Raw genomic sequence first — 20,823 nt, 5'->3', positions numbered from 1 at the left:
CCCTTTGACATAAGCGCTGTTTGCGCGACACATATTTAACCGCACCCAAGCGACACGCGGCCCCGAAAGGTACGAACCCATGCCCGACCTCCTGATAGAGCTTTTCTCGGAAGAAATTCCCGCCCGCATGCAAGCGCGCGCGGCGGATGATCTAAAGAAACTGGTGACGAACGGTCTGGTGGATGCGGGGCTGACCTATGCCTCTGCCGCGGCCTTTTCGACGCCGCGTCGTCTGACCCTGACGATCGAGGGGATGCTGGACGCCAGCCCGTCGCTGGTCGAGGAACGCAAAGGCCCCAAGGCCGACGCGCCGGAAAAAGCCATCGAAGGGTTCCTGCGTGGCGCAGGCCTGACCCGCGACCAGCTGGAAGAACGCGACACCCCCAAGGGCAAGATCCTGTTTGCCATGATCAACAAGCCGGGCCGCCCCGCAGCCGAGATCGTGGCAGACGTGCTGGAAACCACCATTCGCAATTTCCCATGGCCCAAATCCATGCGGTGGGGCAGTGGCAGCTTGCGATGGGTGCGCCCGTTGCATTCGATCCTGTGTATCCTGTCGGCCGAGGATGGCGCGCAGACCGTGCCCTTGACCATCGACGGGATCACTGCGGGCGACACCACGCGCGGGCACCGCTTTCTGGCCCCCGATACAATCACCGTCAGCAGCTTTGACGATTACAGCGCCAAGCTGAAACGCGCCTTTGTCGTGCTCGACCCGGCAGAGCGGCGCGATACGATCTGGAACGACGCGACCAATATGGCTTTTGCCAACGGGCTTGAGGTGGTCGAGGATGCGGGCCTGCTGGCCGAGGTCGCAGGGCTGGTGGAATATCCCGTCGTGCTGATGGGGCAGATTGGCGATGATTTCCTTGGTCTGCCGCCCGAGGTGCTGCAAACCTCGATGAAAGAGCACCAGAAGTTCTTTTCCGTGCGCAACCCCAAGTCGGGCCGCATCGAACGCTTTGTCACCGTCGCCAACCGCACCACCGCCGACGATGGCGCGACCATTCTGGCGGGCAATGAAAAAGTGCTCTCTGCGCGTCTGTCGGACGCTAAATTCTTCTGGGAAAACGATCTGCGCATCGCACAATCAGAGGCCGGGATGCAGACTTGGGTGGACCGTCTGTCCAACGTGACCTTCCACAACAAGCTGGGCACGCAGGCAGAGCTGATCTCGCGCATGGAAGCACTGGCTGGTGAGCTCGCCCCGACGGTCGGGGCCGACGCGGAAGAGGCCCGCGCCGCCGCACGTTTCGCCAAGGCCGATCTATCGTCTGAAATGGTCTATGAATTCCCAGAACTTCAGGGGCTTATGGGCAGCTACTATGCCAAAGCCGCCGGCAAGTCCGAGGCCATCGCCGCCGCCGCCCAAGACCACTATGCGCCGCTGGGGCCATCCGACGACGTGCCAACCGCGCCCGTGTCCATCGCCGTGGCGCTGGCAGAGAAAATCGACAAGCTGACCGGCTTCTGGGCGATCGACGAAAAACCGACCGGAAGCAAAGACCCGTTTGCTCTGCGTCGCGCGGCCTTGGGCGTTATTCGGATTTTGGTTGAGAATGATGTGTCGCTGAAACTGCGTGACACCATCCTTGAGCATTTGTCTCAAGCCCCTGCACCGGCTGCTGGAAGCGCCGAAGAGACGGCAGAAAACCTCCTCTCCTTCCTCCACGACCGCCTGAAGGTGTACCTTAAGGACCAAGGCGTCCGTCATGACATCATCGACGCTTGCATCAGTTCTTCTGATGGCGCACCTGCTGGTGCGACGGAAGGCAACGACGACCTGACCCTGCTGGTCAAACGCGCCAAGGCGCTGAGTGAGACGCTGAAAACCGACGACGGGGAAAACCTGATTCAGGGGTTCAAGCGCGCCAACAATATCCTGAGCCAGGCCGAGGACGCGGATGGGGTGGAATACTCCTTTGGCGCGGATATCAAGTTCGCCGAGACCGAAGAAGAGCGCGCGTTGTTTGCCGCCCTTGATACCGCAGAGGCGCAGATCAAACCGGCGATGGAGGCACAGGATTTCGGCACAGCCATGTCCGCGATGGCGTCCTTGCGCGGCCCGATTGATGCGTTCTTTGATGCGGTGCAGGTGAACGCGGACAATGCGACGGTCCGGCGCAACCGGTTGAACCTGCTCAGCCGTATCCGCACGATCTGTAGCTCGGTCGCGGATCTGACCAAAATCGACGGGTAACGCAGCAGACCCGTCACGTGGGCAAGGCGATCACGCCTTGCCACACCACGGCGAAAGCCTATGCTGCGCAGGAACCAAAAGGTGCCGCAGTGCAGAAAACCGCCATGACAACCCTTGTGACCCAAACCGCCCCCATCGCGAATGATACGCATGGGGGGCGTGCGAAATGTCTGCAACGTCTGGTCCGTCTTGATCTGCCGGTGCCGCGCACGGTGGCGCTGCCCTTTGATGTCGTGCTTGAGATCGCGCAGGGGCAGATCCCCGATCTGCAAGCGGTCGCTGATGAATTCCCCCACGACGCGCTGCTATGCGTGCGCCCCTCTAGCCAGGACCCGGATTGGGGCGGGCCGGGGGCGGTGATGAACATCGGCATGAACGATGACCGCTATGCCGACTATTGCGAACGCATGGGCGAGGGGCCCGCATCGGCGCTTTATACCCGTTTCGTGCAATCCTATGCCGTCAATGTGGCGCGGCTGGACCCCGATATGTTCGACGACGTCGAAGGCGACGGGCGCGAGGCGCTGCTGCAATCCCTGCGCGCCTACGAGCTTGAGACCGAAGAAAGCTTCCCCCAGGACCGTGTGACCCAGTTGACCGCCGTGCTCAGTTCCATGGCGCGGGCGTGGGAGGGCACCTCGGCGCGGCTGTTGCGGCAGGCCAAGGGGGCTCCTGCGGATGCAGGGCTGGGCCTGATCGTGCAGCAGATGGTATTCGGAGTGGGCACGGGGATTTGCGGATCGGGCGTGTTGCAACTGGTGGACAGCACCACCGGCCTGCCACAGATCACCGGGCGGTACCTGAGCCAGTCGCAGGGGCGCGACGCCTTGCAGGACACCGCCGATGCGCTTTACCTGACGCGCGATCCACGCGGCCCGTCGCTTGAGGAGCACGCCCCCGAAGCTTTCGAGATGCTCAAACAGCACGCGGCGCTGATGCGGGTGCGGCTGCGCGCCGAGATGCAGGTGGAATTCGTCATCTCTGACGGAGAGTTGTTTATCCTGGATGGCGTGCGCGTGTCGCGGTCCTCGCGGGCGGCGGTGCGGATCGCGGTGGCGCTGGCGGACGAAGGGATCATCCCCCGCGAAGAGGCGCTGATGCGTGTCCAGCCCCGCACCCTGACAGAGCTGTTGCACCGGCAGGTTGACCCACGGGTGAAACGCGATGTGATCGGGCGCGGCATTGCCGCCAGCCCCGGTGCCGCCACCGGCCGGATCGTGTTCAACGCGAATGACGCGCAAGCCAGTGCCGCACGGGGCGAGAAATGTATTCTGGTGCGCCGCGAAACCTCGCCCGAGGATATTCGCGGGATGCACGCCGCCCAAGCCGTGCTGACCGAACGCGGTGGCATCACCAGCCACGCCGCGGTGATCGGGCGGGGCATGGGCTTGCCCTGCGTCGTCGGTGCCTCGTCGATGCGTTTCGATCTGGTCAAGGGGGTGATCACGGCCCCTGACGGGCGGATGTTCAAGGCAGGTGATGAAATCACCCTCGACGGCACCTCGGGAGAGGTGCTGTGCGGGGCCGCGGATATGCTTGAGCCGCTGCTGGACGCGACCTTCCAAAAGCTCATGTCCTGGGCCGAAGACGCTGCCGACATCGGGATACGTGCCAACGCCGATACCCCTGCCGACGCACAAACCGCGCGCAATTTCGACGCGCAGGGAATCGGGCTGTGCCGGACAGAGCATATGTTCTTTGACCCCAGCCGCCTGACCGTGATGCGCGAGATGATCTTTGCCGATACCAGCGAAGGCCGCCGCGCCGTGCTAGAACGCTTGCTGCCAATGCAACGCGATGATTTCATTCAGCTTTTCCGCATCATGCAGGGTCAGCCGGTGTGCATCCGTCTGTTCGATCCGCCCTTGCACGAATTCCTGCCTTCGACCCGCACCGGTCAACGCGATCTGGCCGAGGCGCTGGATTTGCCGCTGTCCAACGTGACCCGGCGGATCGAGGCTATGACCGAATATAACCCGATGCTCGGCCTGCGCGGCGTGCGTCTTGGCGTGACGGTGCCCGAAATCTACGAGATGCAGGCCCGTGCGATCTTTGAGGCTACGATCGAAGCCAGCCGCGATGGCGACCCCGTGGTGCCCGAGATCATGATCCCCCTTGTTTCGGCCAAACGCGAGGTTGAGCTGATCAAGGCCAGCGTCGACAAGATCGCAACGGCGGTGAAATCTGAACGCGGCGCGACCTTTACCTACCGTTTGGGCGTGATGGTCGAAACACCCCGTGCCGCCCTGCGCGCCGGAGAGATTTCGCCCCATTGTTCCTTCCTCAGTTTCGGGACAAACGACCTGACGCAGATGACCTATGGGTTGAGCCGCGATGACGCGGGACGGTTCATGTCGACCTACGTGCAGCAGGGCGTTTTCCCCGAAGATCCGTTCCATATGCTGGACCGTGATGGCGTCGGAGAGTTGCTTCAGCTTGGTGCCGCGCGGGGGCGGGAAGCACAACCTGGGATTACCTTGTCGATCTGCGGAGAGCACGGCGGCAACCCCGAATCGATTGCTTTTTGCCGTGCAGCGGGTTTCGACTACGTTTCTTGCTCACCTTTCCGTGTTCCGGTCGCCAGATTAGCGGCGGCACAGCTCGCAATCGCGGACAAGATAGGGTAGTTTTGCGCGGCTGATCGTCTAGATGTTGTTTTCCTGTGCGGGTTCCCGCGCAGGCGGTTTCGGCAGGGTTTACGCTCGGTGCCAGTTTGGGTAGGGGGCGCTGTCCGAAACTACTTGCGAGGCGCTCAATGCGTTCTTTTCAGAAAATCTCGTCCTGCGCCCTGCTGGCGCTGTCTTTGCTTGCTCCTGCCGTGGCGTCCGCCAGCCCGCAACAGGCCAAAGCACTGGCTGACATCGAAGCCAAAGGGCTGCGCTCTGTCGGGTCGGAACGTCTGGAAAGCATGATCGCATCGAACAACGCAAGCGAGGTGGAATTCACCCGCGCATGGCTGGCCGAACAGCCGAAAGCATCGGGCGGCGAACAATGGCGCTGTCTGGCAGAGGCGCTGTACTTTGAAGCGCGCGGCGAGACGGTCAAGGGCCAGTTCGCTGTGGCCGAAGTGATCATGAACCGTGTGAAATCCGCGCAGTTTCCCGGGTCTTTGTGCAGCGTGATCAATCAGGGGACAGGTCGGAAATACCAGTGCCAGTTCACCTACACCTGCGATGGCAATGCCGAAGTGATATCAGAGCCGCGCGCCTATGCGCAGGTCGGCAAGGTCGCGCGGGCGGTGCTGGACGGCAAGGCACCATCGCTGACAGGGGGGGCAACGTATTATCATACCACCGCCGTAAGCCCCCGCTGGTCGCGCGTCTTTACCCGCACCACCAAGATCGGCGTGCACATGTTTTATCGCGACGGCGTTCAGACCGCGTCGAACTAAGCGGCGTTTCTGTCGTCTTTGATGGCTGGCCAGCCGTGTCTGGCTTTGGTACATCCGCGCAAACGGTCTAGGATCGTTTGCGAGTGAGACAAGCAAAGGCCCAAACCCATGACAAGTGACACGCGGCTTGCCTTTGCGCACCCGTCCGAACGCGCTGCTGCGACGGCGGGGCCTGAACCTCTGGACCGGATTTCCCTGCGCGATCATATCGTTGAGGTCGAGATCGGCGCCTTTCAGGCCGAACGTGGTGTAACGCAGCGCATCTGTTTCAATGTCGTCGTCGAGGTGCAGCCGCTGACCGGCCCCGTGGACGACGATGTGGACCGTATCCTGTCCTACGATCGCGTGACCGAAGCCATCGCCTATGAGCTGTCGGACGAACGGCTGAACCTGCTCGAGACGCTGGCCGAACGGGTCGCGGATCGTATCTTGCTGGAACGGCAGGCGATGCGGGTGTTTGTGCGCATCGAAAAGTTGGACCGTGGCCCCGGTGCTTTGGGCGTCGAGATCGTGCGCGGCCGTGATGATACCCCCGACAGTCAGGCCGAAGCGCGCGAGGTGCCACACCCCGAGCTGGTCTATCTGAGCAATGATGCCATCGCCTCGCCGCATCTGGCGGGGTGGCTGGACCAGTTGCACCAGATGGGGCGGCCCCTGATCCTCTGTGTCGGCGCATCGGACACCGCCGCGCCGCAGGTCGGGCATAAAATGGCGCAGCGCCGCATTGATCTGCTGGCGATTGAACAGAATGCCTGGGTGCTGGCCGCAAAGGATGATCGCTGTGTTGTCGTGGCGACGCGGACAGAGCTGGATTGGGCGATGAAGAACGGCCAGACGAGTGTTTGGGCCCCGTCGAAGATCGTGCTTGATAGCGTGGATACCCCCTCGGCGCAGCCGCGCGATGCCGTGGCCCTGGCCGCGTGGTTCGCCGCCAGTTTCGACGCGACAGAGATGTTGGTGATCGGGGCGGACCTGCCGGCTGACGCCTCTGTTCCGCTGCGCGCCGTAGCGGTGGACCAAGGCAGGCTGTGAGACATGACCGATTATTTCCGACCTCTCGTCCAGATCGGCCCCGCGCGGCCTGACACTGCGGTGTCTCTAGCGGGGGGGTGGGGCTGGTTCACCCATGCCGAGGTCTTGTCGCGCAGCACGCCGCCCCGTGTTGTACCCGCGGCCGATATCCCGGCGAGCGTGATGGCACGGCTGACTGCGCCCCGACCCGCGATGGCAGGGCTGACGCTGGACCGCCCGCGCATCATGGGCATTCTGAACACGACGCCCGATAGTTTCTCGGACGGGGGGCAGCATAATGCTGTGCCCGATGCGCTGCGCGTCGCGCAAAAGATGGTGGCCGCCGGCGCGGATATTCTGGACATTGGCGGCGAGTCCACGCGCCCCGGCGCGGATTTTGTGCCCGTCTCCGAAGAGATCACGCGCACCGCTCCCGTCATCGCCGCATTGCGGGGGGCGGGGATGCACACGCCGATCTCTATCGATACCCGCAAGGCCGCCGTGGCCGAGGCCGCGGTCAGCGCTGGTGCCAATCTGGTAAACGACGTGTCGGGCTTCACTTTTGATCCCGCCCTAGGCCCGCTGTGTCAAAAACTGGCGCTGCCGGTTTGCGTTATGCATGCCCAAGGCGATCCCGCGACCATGCATCTGGACCCACAGTATGATAACGTGCTGCTTGATGTTTTTGACGCGCTGGAGCGGCAGATCAGCATGCTGGAGGCATCAGGCATCCCGCGGGGGGCCATTCTGGCGGACCCGGGCATCGGGTTTGGCAAGACGCAGGATCACAATCTGGCTCTGCTGGCGCGGCTAAGCCTGTTTCACGCTTTGGGGACGCCTATCCTGCTAGGCGTTTCGCGCAAACGGTTCATCGGAACGATCGGCAACGCGCCGCAGGCACAGGACCGCGCGCCGGGGTCGATCGCCGTGGCGCTTGCAGGATTGGGGCAGGGTGTGCAAATGATCCGTGTGCATGACGTGGACGACACCCGCCAAGCGGTCGCTCTGTGGCATGCCGCATATTTTGGGAGCATTTTATGACAAAATTATTTGGAACAGACGGTATTCGTGGAAAGGCCAATGTGCATCCGATGACAGCAGAGGTCGCCCTGAAAATCGGGGCCGCTGTGGGGCGCTATTTTAGCGCTGGTCGTGACGGTGTGCACCGTGTGGTGATTGGTAAGGACACGCGGTTGTCGGGCTATATGTTCGAAAACGCGCTGACGGCGGGGCTGACGTCCTCGGGGATGAATGTGCTGCTGCTGGGGCCGGTGCCCACGCCTGCGGTCGGGCTGCTGACGCGGTCGATGCGGGCTGATCTGGGGGTGATGATCTCGGCCAGCCACAATCCGGCGACGGACAATGGCATCAAGTTCTTCGGCCCCGACGGTTTCAAGCTGAGCGACGCTGTGGAGGCAGAGATCGAGGCGCTGATCGAAGGCGGCGTGGAGTTGAACCCCGCCGATAAGATTGGCCGTGCCAAGCGGATCGATGACGGGCGGTTCCGCTATGTCGAGCGGGTGAAGTCATCGTTCCCGCGCCAGATGCGTCTGGACGGGCTGAAGGTCGTGATCGACTGCGCCAATGGGGCCGCACACCGCGTCGCCCCCGAAACCCTGTGGGAATTGGGGGCCGAGGTGATCGAGATTGGCGTGTCGCCGAACGGCTTTAATATCAACGAGAATTGTGGCTCGACCCACCCCGAACGCGCCGCAGCGGCGGTGGTAGAGCACGGTGCCCATGTGGGCATTTGTCTGGATGGCGACGCGGACCGCGTGATCCTGATTGACGAAACCGGCAAGGTCGGTGACGGGGATCAATTCATGGCCCTTATGGCGTCCCGTTGGGCGGCCGAAGACCGGCTGGCCAATGGCACCTTGGTCGCCACCGTGATGAGCAACCTTGGCCTTGAACACTTCTTGCAGGGCAAGGGGCTACGGCTTGAGCGGACGTCCGTCGGCGACCGCTATGTGGTCGAGCGGATGCGCGAAGGCGGGTTCAATCTGGGCGGCGAGCAATCGGGCCATATCGTCATGACCGACCACGCCACCACGGGTGACGGTCTGATGGCGGGGCTGCAGTTTCTGGCAGAGATGATCCGGTCGGAAAAGACCTCGTCCGAGCTGCTGAACAACTTTGAACCCGTGCCGCAACTGCTTAAGAACGTAAGATTTTCTGCCGGTCAGGTGCCGTTGGAAGACGCGCAGGTGCAAGGGGCCATCGCACAGGCCGAAGCCGACCTGGCCGGTCAGGGGCGTTTGCTGATCCGCAAATCCGGCACCGAGCCGCTGGTGCGTGTGATGGCAGAACATGAAGACGCGCAGCTGATGGAGCGTGCAGTCGATTCCGTGGTGGATGCGGTCACGGCGGCTGTCGCACCTTAAGCTGATCGCAGGGTTGCTGGCGGGGATGTCCTGCGCGGCGGCCCTGCCTTGCCCTCGCGGGACGCGCCGCCTGCGGTGGCTGTGGGATGCCTTCGGCGAGGATTTAGAGCCATTTGGAAGCTAGGCGCGCGTGCGGGTCAACAGGCGACGGAATGCGCCATATTGGCTGAGTGCGACGCCCGAAAGGATCAGTGCCATCGCGTAGAGCAGGGATGGCGGCAGCGGTTCATTCAGCAAGAGCGCGCCGAGGCAGACGGACCAGACGGGGACTTGGTAGTTCACCAGTGACATAAACACCGGGCCTGCGCTGCGGATCACCAGCACGCGAAGGAAGTTCGCGGCGGCGGTGGGGATCAGGCCCAGAAACGCCAGCGCCGCGAAGATGGACGGCGAGGGGCGGGGCGGTAGACCTTCGATGATGATCGCCATGGGAACGGTGATGCAGGTGGCAATGATCAGCAGGATGGTCGCAAGACCGATCGCGTCCACCGCGGACAGGCGGCGCATGATGATCGAGCTGGTGGCGTAGCACCCCGCCGCTCCCAGGCAGGCCAGACGCCCCTGGGTTTCAAGCGCGGTGCCGGTGCTTTCAAAGGCTTGCGCGCCGATCAGGATGACAACGCCGACAAAGCCCAGGGCAAAACCGATCACCTTGCGCGGGCTCATCGCTTCGCCCGGAACGAAGAAATGCGCAAGCGGCAGGATGATCAGCGCCGTCGCGGCCATGGTCACCCCCGCAAAGCCCGAGGTGACATATTGCTGACCCCAAGCGAGCAGGCTGAACGGCACGGCAGAGCTGGCGGCACCGATAAAGATAACGGCCGCGATATCGCCGCGGGTGGGGGATTGGGTAAAGAGCCGAAAGCCGCGCAGACCCCAGATAGCGATCATCACGGTGGCCGCAAACCCGACACGTGTGGCCGCGATCCAGAAGGGTGGCATTTCAGTCAGGGCGATTTCGGTCACCAGAAACGTGCCTCCCCAGATGAAGGCAAGCAGCAGGATCATCAGCCAGCTGGATTTGGTGATCTGGGACGCGTCCGGCATGACATATCCTGTGGGAAAACTCGGCCCGCCAGATGTGACAGCCGGATGCGCAAAAGAAAAGGCCCGGTGCAGAACCGGGCCTTTCCACATCGCTGCATCGGCGATCAGTTCTTGGATTTGTCGACCATCTTGCCGGCAGAGATCCAGGGCATCATTTCGCGCAGCTTGCCGCCGACGACTTCGATCTGATGTTCGTCATTGGCGCGACGCGAGGATTTCAGCGTGGGCTGACCGACGGAGTTTTCCAGCATGAAGTCACGCACGAATTTGCCCGACTGGATGTCGCTGAGAACGGCTTTCATGCGCGCTTTGGTCTCGTCGTAGGGCAGGATGCGCGGGCCGGAGACGTATTGGCCGTATTCCGCTGTGTTCGAGATCGAGTAGTCCATGTTGGCGATGCCGCCTTCATAGATCAGGTCAACGATCAGCTTGGTTTCGTGCAGGCATTCGAAATAGGCCATTTCGGGCTCGTAGCCGGCTTCGACCAGTGTTTCGAAGCCGCAGCGGATCAGTTCAACGATACCGCCGCACAGAACAGCCTGTTCGCCGAACAGATCGGTTTCACATTCTTCACGGAAGTTGGTTTCGATGATGCCGGACCGGCCGCCACCGATGGCGGAGCAGTAGGACAGGCCGATTTCCAGCGCTTTGCCGGTGGCGTCGGTGTCTACCGCAACCAGGCAAGGCACGCCGCCGCCTTTGGTGTATTCGCCGCGCACAGTGTGGCCCGGGCCTTTGGGGGCCATCATGATCACATCAACGCCGGGTTTGGGTTCGATCAGGCCGAAGTGGACGTTCAACCCGTGGGCGAATGCGATCGCAGCGCCTTCGCGGATGTTGTCGTGCACGTATTTCTTGTAGGTTTCAGCCTGCAATTCGTCGGGCATGGTGAACATGATCACATCGGCCCAAGCTGCTGCTTCTGCGATTTCCATGACTTTCAGGCCTTCGCCTTCGGCTTTCGCTTTCGAAGCGGAGCCTTCGCGCAGCGCAACGACGAGGTTTTTCGCGCCGGAATCACGCAGGTTCAGCGCGTGGGCGTGGCCCTGGGAGCCATAGCCGAGGATGGCGACTTTCTTGTCCTTGATCAGGTTCACATCGCAGTCACGGTCGTAATAAACGCGCATTGGGGCGTCCTTTCGGGTTCGTTGAAATCTAGGGAGACCATATCGAAGCTGGTGCGAGATGCTATTGCGGAATTGTGAGTTTATTTGGCAAAATGAAGATGGTAATGCGCGGTATGCGGTAAAAATGGAAAAATCATGCTTGATGATATGGATCGACGACTTCTGCGCCACTGGCAGGCGGATGCGGGGCTGTCGCCGGCGGAGTTGGCCGACCTTACGGGATTAACTGCGGGTAAGGTGTCGCGGCGGATCACGCGCATGCAGGAAGCCGGAATTGTGCAGGGGGTGGCGGCTGTCATCGATTGGGCGGCATTGGGCTACACGGTCGAGGTGTCCTTGCGGATCACCTTGGACAAGACGCAGGGCAATGCCTTTGACCGCTTTCTTGAAGAGGCACGCCAACTGCCTGAGGTGATCGAGCTCCAGACCTTTCTGGGACGGGTGGATGTGCGCCTATCGGTAATTGCGCGGGATATGGCGCATTATCAGCAGATTTACCGGGAGGGTATTCTGACCTTGCCGCATATTGCCGATATCGAGGCGCTGATGCATGTGGCGCGGATCAAGTCAGAGGAGGCGTTACCGCTATGATCACGCTGGATGAGGTGGACCACCGGCTGATCCGGTCGCTTTCACGGGATGCTACACAAAGTGCCGGTGCCTTGGGGCGTCATCTGGGGCTGTCGCAGCCTGCCACTTGGCGGCGGATCAAACGGTTGGAGGAGGCAGGCATCCTGCGCGGCAAGAGGTTGCGCTTGAACCGGGAGGCATTGGGGTTCGGCGTCACCGTCTTTCTTGGCGTCAAGCTTGCGACCAAGGGGCGGGTTAGCCTGGAGGATTTCGAACGCGCCGTCAGTGCCATCCCCGAGGTCCAAACGGTGGAGCATGTTCTGGGGCTATATGACTACCGTTTACGAGTTGTTGCGCGGGATCTGGCGGATTTCGAACGGGTCCTGCGGCGGCGGATCATGACCCTGCCGGGGGCGGGGGCGGTCGAGGCAAATGTGCTTCTAAGCGAGGAACGACTGACCGGACCATTGGGCCTGTGACTTTACCGCGCGAGGGGCTATGTTCGCACGAAACCATCAGGAGGATATCATGCCCGCTTTGCTAAATTCAGTTGACCCGGAAGGGCTTGAAGAGTTTTCGGTCGTGTTCACCGACCGGTCCTTGAACCATATGAGCGCCCTGTTTCAAGAGGTCATGCGCGACATCAGCACTCTGCTCAAGGACGTATACAAGGCCGATGCCGTGGCTGTCGTCCCCGGGGGCGGCACCTACGGGATGGAGGCGGTCGCCCGTCAGTTCGCACGGGGGGCCGAGGTGCTGGTCGTGCGCAACGGCTGGTTTTCCTATCGGTGGAGCCAGATCATCGAGAGCGGCGATCTGACCGGCAATGCCACCGTCATGAAGGCGCAGATGCAGGGTAACAGCACGCCCGCGCCCTTTGCCCCAAGCCCGATTGATGATGTTGTCAAAGCCATCGAGACGCATAAGCCGCAGGTGGTTTTCGCGCCCCATGTGGAAACCAGTGCGGGGGTGATCCTGCCCGATGACTATATCAAGCAGATGGCAGAAGCGGCCCATGCCGTCGGCGCGCTGGTGGTGCTGGATTGCATCGCGTCGGGCTGCGCATGGGTGGATATGAAGGCGCTTGGCGTCGACGTTTTGCTTTCAGCGCCGCAAAAGGGCTGGAGCGCATCGCCCTCTGCCGGGCTGGTCATGATGTCGGATCGCGCTGTTGCACGCATGGGAGAGACAACATCGGACAGTTTTGCCATCGATCTGGCCAAGTGGCATAGCATTATGAAAGCCTATGAAGATGGTGGCCACGCCTATCACGCGACCATGCCGACCGATGCGCTACGCCAATTCCGCGATACCATGCTTGAGACGAAATCCTACGGCTTTGACCGATTGAAAGAGGCGCAGTGGCGTCTGGGGGATTCCGTACGCAAGATGCTGGCGGAGAGGGGCGTTACCTCTGTCGCGGCGGAAGGTTTTGGCGCGCCGGGGGTGGTGGTGAGCTATACTGCGGATCCCTCCGTGCAAAACGGCAAGGCCTTTGCTGCCGAAGGGATGCAGATCGCCGCTGGTGTGCCCTTGATGTGTGACGAGCCGGAGGATTTCCAGACCTTCCGTCTGGGGCTGTTCGGTCTGGATAAGCTTTACGACGTCGATGCCACGCTCGCGCGGTTGGCCGCCGTGGTCGATAAGGTGCTGTAAATAAAGGCGAGCGGCAGGTCAGCCCTGCCGCATACCCAACCCCATCTCCATCAGCATGCGCCGTACGGGGGGCAGGGCGTATAGCGCGCTGAGCCCTTTGGCACGCGCATCGCGGGCCAGCGGCGTTGTCGCCTGACTGGCGCGGTTCAAGAGGTCGATGCCCCGCAAGCGCAGCTGAATGTCGCCAAAACGCGCCTTGTGGTAGGCGTCCAGCATCTGCTGGCTGCCCAGATCAGCGCCGTGCTTTTGCGCCAGTTCCAGCAGCGTTGCGATGTCTTGCAGCGACATGTTCAACCCCTGCGCGCCAATGGGGGGCATCACATGGGCGGCTTCTGCAATCAGGGCGATGCGTTCGGCAGAGAGACGCGCGGCATGTTGGCTGATGATCGGCCAGATCGCCCGTTCGGAGGCCAGCGTCAACGGGCCGAGCACATGGGCACTGCGGTCGGTCGCGGCTTGGGAAAACGCATCTGCGTCAAGCGCCATCCGCGCAAGGCAGGACGCGCCGTCATCCATCCACACCACGGCAGAGCAGGGCAGACCGTCGCGATCGGGCAGGGGTACAAGGGTGAAGGGGCCCCCGCTGCGGTGCACCTCGGTCGACACGTTTTCATGCGGGATCGGGTGTGTCACGGCAAAGGCAAGCGCCTTCTGGCCATAGCTTTGGCGGGTCACCTCAATACCGGCAGCGTCGCGCATGGGGCTGTCGCGCCCGTCTGCGGCAATCACGAGCTTGGTGGAAATTTTCGTGCCATCGCTGAGGCTTACGCGTGCGCCTGTGGTGCGGGTGAACAAGCTGGTGGTTGCGGTGCCGGAGCGGAAATCGACGTTCGGCAAAGCCTCTAGCCGCTCTAGAAGCGCGCGCCTTAGCAGCCAGTTCGGGAAGTTCCAGCCGAAAGGTTGGTCCGAAATATCGGAAGCATCAAAAGCGCGGCTGATCAGCGGTGTGTCGCCGTCACCGCCCGCATCCACAATACGCATCACCTGCAAAGGTGCCGCGTGTTCTTCCAGATGGGCCCAGATGCCCGCTGCCTCAAGCACGCGGCGCGCCGGTTGCAGCATCGCGGTAGAGCGCATGTCGGCCCCTTTCGCCGCACCATCGGTGACGGGGGGCGTGGGGTCGACGCAGACCACGTTGAAACCCGCAGTGCCGAAAGCCGCTGCTGCCGTCAAACCGGCAATGCCGCCGCCCGAAATCAAGATATCACATGCCATCGTCATGCCCGTCAGTTAGCCCGTGATCTGTGCAAGAAAAGCCGAAAGATCATCGGTGTGGAAATGGATATGCGGCGCGGGGGCGGGGTGCTCGGCCACTTGGACGGTGCCCATCCCCATGTCATGCGGGGCGATCAGGTTGCGGGGGTCGTCCTCGAACATCACGGCGGTGGTTGGCGTCAATGCGTCGGCGGCAAATATCAGGTCGTAGGCGGCGCGTTCGGGTTTGGGTAAAAATGATGCGTGTTCAACGCCGTAGATGGCATCGAACAGGCCCGAAAGCCCCCGTGCGGCAATGACTTTTTCGGCGTAGGGGGCAGTGCCGTTGGTATAGATGATCCGGCGCCCCGGCAGGGCGGCGATCCGCGCGGCAAGCAGAGGATCGGGGAGCAGCGCGTCAAAGGAGATCTCGTGCACCTCGTGCAGATAGGGGCCGGGATCAAGGTCGTGTTCGCGCATCAGCCCGGCCAGCGTGGTGCCGTAGGTGTGCCAATAATGTCTGCGCAGATAATCCGCGCGCTGCTCATCGACGTTCAAGGCGGTCATCACCCAATGCGTCATCCGCTGTTCAATCTGGTCAAACAGGCGGGCTGATGGCGGGTATAATGTGTTATCAAGGTCAAAGACCCAAGTATTCACATGAGAGAAAGAGGCGTGTGGCATGGGGACTTGCTACGCTGACCAGATGATCTGCGCAAGATCACGGGGTTGCGCAATTGGACGCGGGGGCTAAGGTGCCGGAGCCTTTTGAAAGAGAACCAATGACGACGCCACGCTCCGGACCCACAGACGCTTATTCCATGATCCTGGACGCGATTGACGTGGGCACCTATCGCCCCGGTGATCGGTTGGTGGAAAGCGAATTGGCCGAACGCTTCGGTGTCTCGAGAACGCCGGTTCGTGAAGCATTACAACGGCTTGAGACGCAATCCTTGCTCGCGCGGGACGGGCGGAGCCTGATCGTTGCATCCTTGGACCACAATCAGGTGGCCGAACTTTACGTCGTACGCGGCGAGTTGGAGGGGTTGGCCGCGCGGCTTGCCGCCCGTCACGCCACCGCTGAAGAAGTCCGCGTATTGCGCGAAATGGTCGAGGAAGACGACGCTTTTCGCGACAATCCAGCGGCGTTGGCGCGTGCGAACCGCCGATTTCACAAACAAATTCATCTCGCGTCGCACAACCGGTATCTGGTGCAGCAACTTGATCTGGTACACCGGTCCATGGCGCTGATGGCGACATCGTCACTGGCCGTGGATGGGCGCGGTGCGATCGCGCAGGATGAACATGACCGCATTGTTCAGATGATCGAACAGCGTGACGAAGATGGTGCGGATGAAGCATTGCGCACGCATATTTCTGTCGCCTTCATGACGCGGCTCAAGCAAGAAGCGGCGCAGCGCAAAGACGAAGGCTAGGGTGGACGAAGTGGGGAGGCCGTAGACCCAATGGGGCTGGATTTATGTGGTACGCCATGTTCGGTCTTGTCCCAATAGAACGGCGTGACCACGAATTCATATAGCGCCTTATAGGCAGCGAAAGAGCCGAGTATAAAGTAAAATGGCAGGGTGATTGCCCAGGGTATAAGGTGGCGATGCTGCGGACCCGAAACCGCGGTCATCGCGACAGATATATTGAGGATTTCCGCGAAGAGGAAATATCCGAAAAGCCCGTAGAACACATCCGCGCCCAGTGTTGTCTGGACAGGATGCGCCGCGCCGAACAGCGGTAGGCAGAAAGACCAGAGCAGGGGGGCAAAGATGAACTGGCAGAACGTCGCGAGGAACAGTACCTGCACGCCCAAAAAACGAATAAGCCCGACATCACGGATCAGCCGGAGGGGGGCACGGCTGTGCACGACCCATGTGATCAAGAAGCCTTTCAGCCATCGTGACCTTTGTTTGATCCACGGCCACGCACGAAAATTGGCCTCTTCGTAAGTGACAGTCGGCAACAGGTCGGTTTTATACCCATGCCGCGCGAGGCGGACGCCAAGATCGGCATCTTCGGTGACGTTATGGGAATCCCAGCCCCGCAGTTTCTCCAAAGCGGCGCGGCGGAAAAATAATGTGGTGCCGCCGAGGGGAATGATCAGCCCCAGATGCGCGACACCGGGTAGGATCACGCGCCACCAAGTTGCATATTCTAGCGTGAAACAGCGCGAGATCCAGTTGGTGCGCGCATTGTAAAAATCCAGAACGCCTTGCACACAAGCGACGTTTTTGTGAGCCTGATCAAAGTGTTGTACAACGCGGTTGATCTGGTCGGCCTCCGGCGCGTCCTCGGCATCCCACACGCCGATAATACTGCCGCTGCAAAATTCCAGCGCGTAGTTCAGGGCACGGGGTTTGGTGCGCAGGTTGCCTGCTTGGGGTACTTCGATCACGTCGAACCAGAAGGGCAATTCGGTGCGCGCGATGGTGTTGCGGGTCATTTGATCGCCTTCCTCAAGCACCAGAACGATCTGCAACAGCGCCTTGGGATAGCTGAGCTGCGACAGGCGTGCGATCAAGGCGCTGGCAATCTCCTCCTCATGCAGAAGAGGGACGAGAACCGATACCTTTGGCCATCGTGTCGGGGCCGATGGTGGAGCGGGATCTGAAAGCAGTGGTGTGTTACCCCACAGGCAGCGCGCCAGAAAGGCCGACAGACGTAGCGTCATGATCATCGTACTGCAGAACAATGCCCATAGAACAAACGCCGTAAACGTCACCGCGGGGAGTAACGCGAACAGCATGCTCGCGACAAAAATGACACCGGCGGCCCCAATACGCCGGCGCGGCCCGGCAACCCGCCATGTTCGGCAGCTTTCATGAGGGGGCACACGCTCCGCCGCGCGTTTGGCCAGCTCGGACCCGTAAAGTGCGGTGATCTGACGGTTGATCTGCGCGGGTTCTGCCAGCACCGGTACGATGTCCAGATCGCTGTTGCCGAAGGCCTCATGCGCAAGGGTATGAAGGGTATCCGGCCGGCTGGTCGCTACAAACAGCGTTTGGCCCATCCGCCGCCATGGCACAATCTTATGGTGCAAGCTGGCTTCGGCAGACAGATGGCGCGCAAGCATCGGTTTGGGCGGGTCTGCGTCAAGGTCGACCTGCTGGATCTGGTGTTGCAGTGCCAGTGCTTTGGTCACCTCACTGCGCGAGACAAGCCCTTGAGCCACAAGGATTTCCCCAAGCGGTGCATCCAGATCGCGCTGCGCTTCAAGCGCGTGCACAAGATCGGCCTGATCGATCAACCCTGCGTCGACCAATATGCGCCCCAAGGGACGATAGCGCCCGCGCACACGCGCGGGACTGGGTGCTTTCAGCTCTAATCCAAGGTTGCTCAACGGGCGAATCCCTTCCTGTCGGAATGGGACCACCTTGGGAGAGATGCCTTAATGGGATGTTAATTGCGGATGAAGAGAACGCCCGCAATTGTCAGGTTTAGCTGGCCCGCTCTGCCATCGCCGCGGCGAAGCGTTCAAACAGATAGAAACTGTCTTGCGGGCCGGGGCTCGCTTCGGGGTGGTGCTGAACGGACCAGACGGGCCGCCCCTCCATCCGGATGCCGCAGTTGGAGCCGTCAAACAACGACTGATGGGTTTCAACCACTCCGCTTGGCAGGCTTTGCGCATCGACGGCAAACCCATGGTTCATCGAGGTGATTTCGACCTTGCCGGTATCAATGTCCTTAACGGGGTGGTTCGCGCCGTGGTGACCGTGACCCATTTTGACCGTCTGCCCGCCAAGAGCCAGCGCAAGCATCTGGTGGCCAAGGCAAATGCCGAAAACCGGAAGCTCTGTCTTTTCGATGACATCCTTGATCATCGGCACAGCATACACGCCGGTCGCCGCCGGATCGCCGGGGCCGTTCGACAAGAAAACCCCGTCAGGATTATGCGCCATCACATCTTCATACGTGGCAGAGGCGGGCAGCACCGTGACGTCGCAGCCGGCCGAGGCAAGGCAGCGCAGGATGTTGCGCTTGGCACCGTAGTCGATCGCGACCACTTTATGAGGTGCGTTTTCCTGCGCAGTGTAGCCGTCGGGCCAAGCCCACCGCATTTCATTCCATCGGTAGGATTGTTTGCAGCTGACATCTTTCGCCAGATCCATGCCTTCCAGGCCCGCGAAACCGCGTGCCGCAGCGACAAGCGCTTCGACGTCGAAAACGCCGTCAGGATTATGCGCCAATGCCGCGTGAGGGGCCCCTTGCTGCCGGATGGCGCGGGTCAGGCGGCGTGTATCAATACCACCAATCGCGATACGCCCGCGCGATGCCAGCCATTCGGACAACGGCTGGACCGAACGCCAGTTGCTCGGGTCGGTGGGCATCCATTTGACAACCATCCCCGCTGCGACCGGATCGCCGGTTTCGTCATCTTCGGGGTTGGTGCCGGTATTGCCGATGTGGGGGAAGGTAAAGGTCACGATCTGCCCCGCGTAGGACGGGTCGGTCATGATTTCCTGATAGCCCGTCATCGCTGTATTAAAGCAAAGCTCGGCCACGGTCTCTCCCGTTGCGCCAAAGCCCATGCCGTAGAAAATCGATCCGTCCGCTAGCGCCAGGCAGGCAGTCGGACGAGGTGATGTGGTCGCGGTCATGTCGGGGGCCTCCAGCGGCAGGTATATGGAGCTAAACGGTGGCAACCTAAAGCCGCAGTTCGTCGGGGTCAATAGCAGGTTGAAAATGAAATATCGTTGTTATTCAATGGGTTGCGCGAGGCTTGTGGCATTGCCTGCGCCGCGGAATATCTCTATGTTGCACGGCTTAATACCCCCTAGGGTCAAAAGGACGATGGTAATGGTACTGCGCACTCGCATCTCGGATGCACTGAAACAGGCAATGAAAGACAAGGCGGCGGACCGGCTGTCGACCCTGCGGCTGATCAATGCGGCGATCAAGGATAAAGACATCGCGGCGCGCGCCGATGAGGGCGACACGGGTGTTGGCGATGCCGAAGTGCTCGCGATTTTAGGTAAAATGGCGAAACAACGTATGGAATCCGTACGCGCCTATGAAGAGGGCGGGCGGCTTGATCTTGCGGATCGCGAGCGTGAAGAGATCGCCGTGATCGAAGAGTTTCTGCCCCGTCAGCTGACCGAAGAAGAAACCGCCAAGGCCGTCGATGCCGCCATTGCCGAAGTGGGCGCGACATCGATCCGTGACATGGGTAAGGTGATCGGCCTGCTTAAAGGTAAGTACACGGGGCAAATGGATTTTGGCGCGGTTGGCCCCAAAGTGAAAGAGCGGCTGAGCTAAGGCTCAGCGCAACAGCGAACGGTTCAGCTCGTCATAAAGGGCGATCCTTTCTTCTTCGCTCAGGAAGGTCCCGATTTCGACCTCGCGGCCCATGCCGCGCAGGGTCACGTAATGGGGTACGGGGCCGTCTTTTTCATATTTCGTCACGACGGCCCAATGCCGGTTGCACTGCCATTCCTTGACCTCTCCGCGCGCGGTGCGATGGGACAAATGTGCTGTATTGTGGTCGAGCGTAAACACTTCTTCAATCTGTCTGGCCTTATGGTTGCGCTGTAGCGCCCAATACATTGCCGCGACGGCGGCAAGCATGAAAGGAAGAAGCCCCCACAGCAAAACAGTTCCCAACAGTGGCAGAACGGGGATCAGAATTAGGACGAACGTGATAAGGATAAAACTGGCGAATCCCTTTGCCGGCAAGGATTGGTGCGGCCGCAGGCAAAGAACCTGTGTCGAGGCGTCGGGTTGTGTTTTCCATTCATAGGGCATGGGGGGTGTCCATCTGTCGTACCAAGCCTGAACGTAGCAGCAGAACGGGCCTGATCAATGCGGCAGAATGCATCCGGCCCCAAGTGTCAGGGCCGATGTTTTTTCTAGGGGGTCGTGCGCGGTTCAATCAGATCCCAGCGATGGCCGAAAACGTCGCGGAACACGGCGACAGTGCCATAGGGCTCATGGCGGGGGGCTTCTTCGAATGTTACGCCCCCAGCCAAAAGTCGGGCATGGTCGCGGGCAAAATCCTCGGTCTCTAGAAACAACCAGACGCGGCCCGCACCTTGGTTCCCAATCGCTGCACGCTGAATATCGTCACCCGGTTCGGCGAGGATAAAGCCGGTGCCGCCACCCGAAGGGGTGACGCGCACCCAGCGTTTATGCCCCTGGTCCTCGTCCTGTGTCAGCTCGAACCCCATCGTGCCACAGTAAAAGGATATTCCTTCGTCGTAGCTGGGAACGATCAGGGTCAGGGCAGAAAGGCGCATG

General features: G+C 61.1%; 19 protein-coding genes. 11 read left to right on the top strand and 8 right to left on the bottom strand.

Translation table 11 applies throughout. The annotated features are described in order from the left end of the window. The first annotated feature begins 79 nt into the window (after positions 1 to 79). From glyS to glmM, 6 genes are all read left to right on the top strand, one after another. The gene (glyS, locus tag C1J04_RS11915) at positions 80 to 2,200 is read left to right on the top strand and encodes a glycine--tRNA ligase subunit beta (RefSeq protein WP_009824963.1); all 2,121 of its coding nucleotides are present in this window, start codon (positions 80 to 82) and stop codon (positions 2,198 to 2,200) included. Between the two features lie 104 nt (positions 2,201 to 2,304). After that, positions 2,305 to 4,827 (top strand): putative PEP-binding protein, encoded by a 2,523-nt coding sequence (locus tag C1J04_RS11910; RefSeq protein ID WP_174226611.1) that lies wholly within the window; start codon positions 2,305 to 2,307, stop codon positions 4,825 to 4,827. 128 nt (positions 4,828 to 4,955) lie between these two features. Further along, a complete protein-coding gene (locus C1J04_RS11905) occupies positions 4,956 to 5,591 on the top strand; it encodes a cell wall hydrolase (protein WP_009824961.1) in 636 nt (211 codons plus the stop codon). Between the two features lie 108 nt (positions 5,592 to 5,699). Further along, positions 5,700 to 6,623, top strand: a complete 924-nt coding sequence (locus tag C1J04_RS11900; protein ID WP_009824960.1) for a dihydroneopterin aldolase — start codon at positions 5,700 to 5,702, stop codon at positions 6,621 to 6,623. Between the two features lie 3 nt (positions 6,624 to 6,626). After that, a complete protein-coding gene (gene folP, locus C1J04_RS11895; protein ID WP_009824959.1) occupies positions 6,627 to 7,643 on the top strand; it encodes a dihydropteroate synthase in 1,017 nt (338 codons plus the stop codon). Continuing rightward, positions 7,640 to 8,986 carry a phosphoglucosamine mutase gene (glmM, locus tag C1J04_RS11890; protein ID WP_037953783.1) on the top strand — a complete coding sequence of 449 codons (1,347 nt, stop codon included), beginning with the start codon at positions 7,640 to 7,642 and terminating at the stop codon, positions 8,984 to 8,986. Before folP ends, glmM begins: the two co-directional genes overlap by 4 nt. Positions 8,987 to 9,106: 120 nt before the next feature. On the opposite strand, the gene C1J04_RS11885 is transcribed toward glmM, so the two are convergent. Together C1J04_RS11885 and ilvC are read right to left on the bottom strand one after the other, a co-directional pair. After that, positions 9,107 to 10,033, bottom strand: coding sequence for a DMT family transporter (locus C1J04_RS11885; protein ID WP_114865371.1), 927 nt, complete (start codon positions 10,031 to 10,033; stop codon positions 9,107 to 9,109). Positions 10,034 to 10,137: 104 nt separating this feature from the next. Further along, the gene (gene ilvC / locus C1J04_RS11880) at positions 10,138 to 11,160 is read right to left on the bottom strand and encodes a ketol-acid reductoisomerase (protein ID WP_009824953.1); all 1,023 of its coding nucleotides are present in this window, start codon (positions 11,158 to 11,160) and stop codon (positions 10,138 to 10,140) included. A 135-nt stretch (positions 11,161 to 11,295) separates the two neighbouring features. On the opposite strand from ilvC, the gene C1J04_RS11875 reads away from it, so the two are divergent. Genes C1J04_RS11875 through C1J04_RS11865 form a run of 3 tightly spaced genes read left to right on the top strand, consistent with a single transcriptional unit; the run spans position 11,296 to position 13,386 of the window. After that, entirely contained in the window at positions 11,296 to 11,751 is a 456-nt protein-coding gene (locus C1J04_RS11875) for an Lrp/AsnC family transcriptional regulator (protein WP_009824952.1), read from the top strand. After that, complete coding sequence (locus C1J04_RS11870; protein WP_009824951.1) at positions 11,748 to 12,209, top strand: Lrp/AsnC family transcriptional regulator; 462 nt, start codon at positions 11,748 to 11,750, stop codon at positions 12,207 to 12,209. The genes C1J04_RS11875 and C1J04_RS11870 overlap by 4 nt, the downstream gene beginning before the upstream one ends. Before the next feature lie 49 nt (positions 12,210 to 12,258). Further along, positions 12,259 to 13,386: an aminotransferase class V-fold PLP-dependent enzyme gene (locus tag C1J04_RS11865; RefSeq protein WP_037953780.1), complete on the top strand. Its 1,128-nt coding sequence runs from the start codon at positions 12,259 to 12,261 to the stop codon at positions 13,384 to 13,386. 18 nt (positions 13,387 to 13,404) lie between these two features. On the opposite strand, the gene C1J04_RS11860 is transcribed toward C1J04_RS11865, so the two are convergent. Together C1J04_RS11860 and C1J04_RS11855 are read right to left on the bottom strand one after the other, a co-directional pair. Next, complete coding sequence (locus C1J04_RS11860; protein WP_009824949.1) at positions 13,405 to 14,607, bottom strand: UbiH/UbiF family hydroxylase; 1,203 nt, start codon at positions 14,605 to 14,607, stop codon at positions 13,405 to 13,407. A gap of 9 nt (positions 14,608 to 14,616) precedes the next feature. Continuing rightward, positions 14,617 to 15,264 (bottom strand): pyrimidine 5'-nucleotidase, encoded by a 648-nt coding sequence (locus C1J04_RS11855; RefSeq protein ID WP_009824948.1) that lies wholly within the window; start codon positions 15,262 to 15,264, stop codon positions 14,617 to 14,619. A 98-nt stretch (positions 15,265 to 15,362) separates the two neighbouring features. On the opposite strand from C1J04_RS11855, the gene C1J04_RS11850 reads away from it, so the two are divergent. Beyond that, the gene (locus tag C1J04_RS11850; RefSeq protein WP_005854182.1) at positions 15,363 to 16,016 is read left to right on the top strand and encodes a GntR family transcriptional regulator; all 654 of its coding nucleotides are present in this window, start codon (positions 15,363 to 15,365) and stop codon (positions 16,014 to 16,016) included. Here C1J04_RS11850 and C1J04_RS11845 read toward each other — a convergent pair. Both C1J04_RS11845 and carA read right to left on the bottom strand, forming a co-directional pair. After that, the gene (locus C1J04_RS11845) at positions 16,013 to 17,929 is read right to left on the bottom strand and encodes a glycosyltransferase family 2 protein (protein ID WP_037953776.1); all 1,917 of its coding nucleotides are present in this window, start codon (positions 17,927 to 17,929) and stop codon (positions 16,013 to 16,015) included. The two genes, C1J04_RS11850 and C1J04_RS11845, sit on opposite strands and share 4 nt — an antisense overlap. Before the next feature lie 97 nt (positions 17,930 to 18,026). Further along, positions 18,027 to 19,187 carry a glutamine-hydrolyzing carbamoyl-phosphate synthase small subunit gene (carA, locus tag C1J04_RS11840; protein WP_005854180.1) on the bottom strand — a complete coding sequence of 387 codons (1,161 nt, stop codon included), beginning with the start codon at positions 19,185 to 19,187 and terminating at the stop codon, positions 18,027 to 18,029. A gap of 199 nt (positions 19,188 to 19,386) precedes the next feature. Here carA and C1J04_RS11835 point away from each other — a divergent pair, with 199 nt between their 5' ends. Continuing rightward, on the top strand, positions 19,387 to 19,845 hold the full coding sequence (locus C1J04_RS11835) for a GatB/YqeY domain-containing protein (protein ID WP_005854179.1): 459 nt from the start codon (positions 19,387 to 19,389) through the stop codon (positions 19,843 to 19,845). Positions 19,846 to 19,848: 3 nt separating this feature from the next. Here the strand turns inward: C1J04_RS11835 and C1J04_RS11830 are convergent, their stop codons facing one another. Further along, positions 19,849 to 20,331 carry a DUF2244 domain-containing protein gene (locus C1J04_RS11830; RefSeq protein ID WP_009824944.1) on the bottom strand — a complete coding sequence of 161 codons (483 nt, stop codon included), beginning with the start codon at positions 20,329 to 20,331 and terminating at the stop codon, positions 19,849 to 19,851. Positions 20,332 to 20,435: 104 nt separating this feature from the next. Continuing rightward, positions 20,436 to 20,822, bottom strand: coding sequence for a VOC family protein (locus C1J04_RS11825; RefSeq protein WP_009824943.1), 387 nt, complete (start codon positions 20,820 to 20,822; stop codon positions 20,436 to 20,438). Position 20,823 lies beyond the last annotated feature (1 nt).

It is taken from the genome of Sulfitobacter sp. SK025 (genome assembly GCF_003352105.1).
In the GTDB taxonomy this organism is placed as follows: domain Bacteria; phylum Pseudomonadota; class Alphaproteobacteria; order Rhodobacterales; family Rhodobacteraceae; genus Sulfitobacter; species Sulfitobacter pontiacus.
The sequence above is the reverse complement of the archived record's forward strand: the minus strand, read 5'-3'. Positions and strand labels throughout refer to the sequence as shown.

What these genes read in the sequence shown, in the direction of transcription:
- glyS (WP_009824963.1), top strand. Translation starts at nt 80, where the DNA reads ATGCCCGACCTCCTGATAGAGCTTTTCTCGGAAGAAATTCCCGCCCGC.
- C1J04_RS11910 (WP_174226611.1), top strand. Translation starts at nt 2,305, where the DNA reads ATGACAACCCTTGTGACCCAAACCGCCCCCATCGCGAATGATACGCAT.
- C1J04_RS11905 (WP_009824961.1), top strand. Translation starts at nt 4,956, where the DNA reads ATGCGTTCTTTTCAGAAAATCTCGTCCTGCGCCCTGCTGGCGCTGTCT.
- C1J04_RS11900 (WP_009824960.1), top strand. Translation starts at nt 5,700, where the DNA reads ATGACAAGTGACACGCGGCTTGCCTTTGCGCACCCGTCCGAACGCGCT.
- folP (WP_009824959.1), top strand. Translation starts at nt 6,627, where the DNA reads ATGACCGATTATTTCCGACCTCTCGTCCAGATCGGCCCCGCGCGGCCT.
- glmM (WP_037953783.1), top strand. Translation starts at nt 7,640, where the DNA reads ATGACAAAATTATTTGGAACAGACGGTATTCGTGGAAAGGCCAATGTG.
- C1J04_RS11885 (WP_114865371.1), bottom strand. Translation starts at nt 10,033, where the DNA reads ATGCCGGACGCGTCCCAGATCACCAAATCCAGCTGGCTGATGATCCTG.
- ilvC (WP_009824953.1), bottom strand. Translation starts at nt 11,160, where the DNA reads ATGCGCGTTTATTACGACCGTGACTGCGATGTGAACCTGATCAAGGAC.
- C1J04_RS11875 (WP_009824952.1), top strand. Translation starts at nt 11,296, where the DNA reads ATGCTTGATGATATGGATCGACGACTTCTGCGCCACTGGCAGGCGGAT.
- C1J04_RS11870 (WP_009824951.1), top strand. Translation starts at nt 11,748, where the DNA reads ATGATCACGCTGGATGAGGTGGACCACCGGCTGATCCGGTCGCTTTCA.
- C1J04_RS11865 (WP_037953780.1), top strand. Translation starts at nt 12,259, where the DNA reads ATGCCCGCTTTGCTAAATTCAGTTGACCCGGAAGGGCTTGAAGAGTTT.
- C1J04_RS11860 (WP_009824949.1), bottom strand. Translation starts at nt 14,607, where the DNA reads ATGACGATGGCATGTGATATCTTGATTTCGGGCGGCGGCATTGCCGGT.
- C1J04_RS11855 (WP_009824948.1), bottom strand. Translation starts at nt 15,264, where the DNA reads ATGCCACACGCCTCTTTCTCTCATGTGAATACTTGGGTCTTTGACCTT.
- C1J04_RS11850 (WP_005854182.1), top strand. Translation starts at nt 15,363, where the DNA reads ATGACGACGCCACGCTCCGGACCCACAGACGCTTATTCCATGATCCTG.
- carA (WP_005854180.1), bottom strand. Translation starts at nt 19,187, where the DNA reads ATGACCGCGACCACATCACCTCGTCCGACTGCCTGCCTGGCGCTAGCG.
- C1J04_RS11835 (WP_005854179.1), top strand. Translation starts at nt 19,387, where the DNA reads ATGGTACTGCGCACTCGCATCTCGGATGCACTGAAACAGGCAATGAAA.
- C1J04_RS11830 (WP_009824944.1), bottom strand. Translation starts at nt 20,331, where the DNA reads ATGCCCTATGAATGGAAAACACAACCCGACGCCTCGACACAGGTTCTT.
- C1J04_RS11825 (WP_009824943.1), bottom strand. Translation starts at nt 20,822, where the DNA reads ATGCGCCTTTCTGCCCTGACCCTGATCGTTCCCAGCTACGACGAAGGA.